The sequence below is a fragment of the Stutzerimonas stutzeri SDM-LAC genome, assembly GCF_000235745.1.
GTDB lineage: Bacteria > Pseudomonadota > Gammaproteobacteria > Pseudomonadales > Pseudomonadaceae > Stutzerimonas > Stutzerimonas stutzeri_H.
This window is the reverse complement of record NZ_AGSX01000102.1, coordinates 1-3,423: the sequence shown is the minus strand read 5'-3', so window position 1 is coordinate 3,423 and position 3,423 is coordinate 1. Positions and strand designations below refer to the sequence as shown.

Annotated in this window: 3 protein-coding genes; 1 reads left to right on the top strand and 2 read right to left on the bottom strand. The window is 60.0% G+C overall.

The window, feature by feature from the left end; translation table 11 throughout:
• Positions 1 to 234 precede the first annotated feature (234 nt).
• Entirely contained in the window at positions 235 to 1,530 is a 1,296-nt protein-coding gene (locus PSTU_RS0110670; RefSeq protein WP_019341016.1) for a flavohemoglobin expression-modulating QEGLA motif protein, read from the top strand.
• A 60-nt stretch (positions 1,531 to 1,590) separates the two neighbouring features.
• Here PSTU_RS0110670 and PSTU_RS0110665 read toward each other — a convergent pair whose 3' ends face one another.
• Positions 1,591 to 2,901 carry a TRAP transporter large permease gene (locus PSTU_RS0110665; RefSeq protein WP_019341015.1) on the bottom strand — a complete coding sequence of 437 codons (1,311 nt, stop codon included), beginning with the start codon at positions 2,899 to 2,901 and terminating at the stop codon, positions 1,591 to 1,593.
• Positions 2,898 to 3,423 (bottom strand): TRAP transporter small permease subunit (locus PSTU_RS0110660; protein WP_019341014.1); only part of this gene is annotated, 526 nt, incomplete at its 5' end. The genes PSTU_RS0110660 and PSTU_RS0110665, both read right to left, overlap by 4 nt.

The following is a 3,423-nucleotide window of genomic DNA, read 5'->3' as shown; positions in this document are numbered from 1 at the left end:
GGCCGCACGTATCCTTGACGACGTATGTGGTTTCAGCGGCGGGGTTCACCCGCCCTACAGAATTCTTCGAAGGTGCCGATGTTGGAGGTAGTGCTTTGGTAGGGCGGAAACCCGCCATGGCTCGCACCTCCATCTCGCGGCCCGCTATTGGCCTGGTTGGCGAACCGTGCACGGTTCGCCAAGGTCCGCTGATGTATAAGCCCAAGGCTACGGATCATCACTGACGAGGTACGGATGAATACCCGTAACAATCTCGATGAGTACCAGAGCACCGTTCGTGCGTTATCCGATCGCATCGTCGAGGCACAAACGCCGGTGCGGGTGCTCGATGCGGTGAAATGGGACGACAACGTTCGTCAGGGCTTCTTCGCTGCCGGCGGTCATGAATTACCGAAGATCGATCGCGCCTATTATGAAGGTCGCCCGCTGGCCTTCGACTCCAGCGCCAAGAAGGAAGAGTTCCAGAACATCGAGCGTGATATCACTCGACAGCTGGGGCAGTTCAACCCGGTCGGGCAGATCATGCGGCGCATGTGCAAGGAATACCGCATGGTGATCCGCATGCTCGAAGCACGCGGCACCGCTGATTTCGGGCTGATCTCCCAAGAGCTCTACGGCGCCGCCTCGGATGCTTTCCATGCCGGCGACCCGACGCTGGCCGACCTCGGTCTGATGCTCTCCGACTACCTCAACAATATCGCCGACCGAGGCGATCTCAAGGACGAAGCGAAAACCCTCAGCGCGCCGCAGGCGGTGGACATGCTGCAGCGGCGACTGGACCTGGTGTTCGGCGAGGGCGAGGGCGTCATCCGCGTGTTCGAATCCGATGGCATCCTCGCCGATGCGGCCGCTGGCGCCGACTACATCAAGATTCGCAGCGATGCGATGTTCAATGAGCGCGATGTGCGTGCGCTGGAGGTTCACGAAGGGCTGGTGCATGTCGGTACCACGCTCAACGGCCAGAACCAGCCGATCTGCACTTTTCTCGCCAAAGGGCCGCCGTCGTCCACCGTGACTCAGGAAGGTCTGGCGATACTGATGGAAGTCATCGCCTTCGCGTCGTATCCGACCCGCCTGCGCAAGCTCACCAACCGCACTCGCGCCATTCACATGGCCGAGGAGGGCGCGGATTTTCTCGATGTGTTCGCCTTCTTCCGTGATCAGGGTTACAGCGAGGACGAGTGCTACAGCAACGCCAGCCGGGTTTTTCGCGGCTCGCTCCCGAATGGATTGCCCTTCACCAAGGATCTGTCCTATCTGAAGGGTTTCATCATGATCTACAACTACATTCAGCTCGCGGTGCGAAAGGGTCGGCTGGAGCAGATCCCGTTGCTGTTCTGCGGCAAGACCACGCTGGAAGACATGCGCACCCTGCGGCAACTGGTGGATGAAGGCATGGTCGTGCCGCCCAAGTACCTGCCGCAGCAATTCCAGGACTTGAACGCGCTCTCGGCCTGGATGTGCTTTTCCAACTTCCTCAACCATCTGAGCCTGGATCGGATCGAGGCGGATTACGCCAACATCATCTGATAGACGCGCATGAAAAGCCGGAGCATTTGCTCCGGCTTTTCATTTTCAGCGGGCCCTGTATCAGAACAGCGTGTTCGGCAGGTAGGTCGCGATCTGGGGGAACACCATGATCAGGCCCATGCCAATGATATTGACGATCACGAAGGGAATGACCGACCAGTAGATGTCCTTCATGGTGATGCCGGGCGGGACGATGCCTTTCAGATAGAACAGGTTGAACCCGAACGGCGGCGTCATGTAGCCGATCTCCATGTTGATCACGAACAGCACGCCGAACCAAATCGGATCGAAGCCGAGCGAAGCAACGATCGGCAGGAACACCGGCAACGTGATCAGCATGATGCCGACCGGATCGAGCAACATGCCCATGACAAAGACGATGGCCATCATGAATATGACGATCGCCCAGCGGCCGCCCGGCAGATCCATCATCAACCCTTCGATCAGCGACTGCGCGCCCATGCCCTGATAGGCCGAGCTGAACGCGTGGGCCGCGAACAGAATCCAGGCAATCATGCCGGTGAGCTTGAAGGTGCGGATGGCCGCTTCCTGCAGGATCGGCCAGTTCAGCTTGCGGTACACCGCGGCGGAAATCAGCGCGCCAAATACGCCCATGGCGGCGGCCTCGGTCGGCGTGGTGAGGCCGCCGATAATCGAACCGAGCACCATCACGACAATGCCGATCGGCAACAGCACGGCTCGTACCGCCCGCAACTTTTCAGGCCAGGTGCCGCGCTCTTCCTTCGGCAGAGCTGGCGCCAGGTGTGGCTGCAGGTACGAGCGCACCAGTACGTAGGTGACGGTCAGCGCTACCAGCAGCAGCCCGGGCAACACGCCTGCCGCGAACATCTTGCCGACCGATTGCCCGCTGATCATGGCGTAGAGGATCATCATGATGCTCGGCGGGATTAGGATGCCCCAGCCCCCGCCTGTGTTGATGCAGCCCAGCACCATGCGCTTGTCGTAGCCGCGTTCGAGCATCGCCGGCAGGGCAATGGTGCCCATCGCCACCACCGCAGCGCCGCTGATCCCAACCATGGCACCAAATACCGCGCAGATGCCCAGCGTGCCGATCGCCAGCCCGCCACGCATCCCGCCGCACCAGAGGTGCATCATGCGATAAAGGTCGCGCGCCACGCCCGTCCGTTCCAGCAGCATGGCCATGAATACGAACAGCGGAATGGCCACCAGGGTGAAGCTTTCCATGGTGCCCCACATCTGTGAGGCCACCATATAGAAAGCATCGACGCCCCAAGTGAAATACAGAAACAGCACCGAGACACCGCCCAGCACGAAGGCCAGCGGCAGTCCGAGTACAAGAAAGAAGACCAGCGTCAGGAAGAACAGCAACGTGGTGATTTCGATGCTCATGGCGCATCCCCCGCGTGGCGGGTATCGCTGACCGATTCACGGCCCAGCGCAATGAGGATGTCCTGCAGCAGCTTGGCAATGCCCTGCAACAACAACAGCAAGGTGCCGAGCGGAATCATCGCCTTGATCGGCCAGATCGGCGGGTTCCAGGCCGAATAGGAGGTTTCCATGCCTTGAATCGATTCCCAGGCCATTGAGCTGCCGAAGTAGAGCAGCGCGGCCATGAAAAGGAAAAACATGCTGGAGGTGAAGATGTCGACCCAGGCGCGGGTGCGTGGGCCGAACGAGGCATACAGCAGATCCACGTTGACGTGGTCGCGGTGCGCCATTACGTAGCCGCCGGATAGCACTACATAAGCGCCGAACAGCATTTGTCCGAGTTCGTTGGTCCAGGAGGTCGGGCTCGAGAACAGATAGCGCATGAACACTTCGAGCAGCAGCAGCGCGAAGATCAGAAAGATCAGATAGGCCACCCAGCGGCCGATGAATTCGTTGAGCCGGGTGATGCCGTTGATGTAGGCA

Excerpts from the sequence above, each read along its gene's own strand:
- PSTU_RS0110670 (WP_019341016.1), top strand. The coding sequence starts at position 235 with ATGAATACCCGTAACAATCTCGATGAGTACCAGAGCACCGTTCGTGCG.
- PSTU_RS0110665 (WP_019341015.1), bottom strand. The coding sequence starts at position 2,901 with ATGAGCATCGAAATCACCACGTTGCTGTTCTTCCTGACGCTGGTCTTC.